The sequence below is a fragment of the Streptomyces bugieae genome (assembly GCF_036352915.1).
GTDB lineage: Bacteria > Actinomycetota > Actinomycetes > Streptomycetales > Streptomycetaceae > Streptomyces > Streptomyces endophytica.
On sequence record NZ_JAZBJP010000245.1, the window covers coordinates 1 to 342 of the forward strand.

Annotated in this window: 1 pseudogene; it reads right to left on the bottom strand. The window is 70.2% G+C overall.

Annotated features, from left to right (window positions below):
- Positions 1-159 precede the first annotated feature (159 nt).
- Positions 160-342 (bottom strand): annotated as a pseudogene (locus tag V2J85_RS41090) (SDR family NAD(P)-dependent oxidoreductase); the annotation flags it as partial.

The window sequence follows — 342 nt, forward strand, 5'->3', positions numbered from 1 at the left end:
GGCCGGAGGGGCCGGTTGTGTGGACGTAAAGCGTCAGCAGTCCACACAACCGGCCCCGGAGGCCCGTCACCGCACCCGACACCCACCCAGCCCGCCGCAGGCGCAACGGCGAACAACACCCGCGGCGCCGCAGACAGGTACGTGGGGAAACCCCAAGCGTCAGCGAGGCCCGTATTTGCGGCCCGTACGCGAAGTGATCCCCCCCAGCACCCCGCGCGGCGCCAGCTTCACCGCGCCCATCAGGGCCTTGTAGCGCGGGTCGGGGATGGACAGGGACTTGCCGCGCATGAGGTCCTTCATCGCCGCGTCGACCAGATTGTCGGCGTCCAGCCACATCCAGCC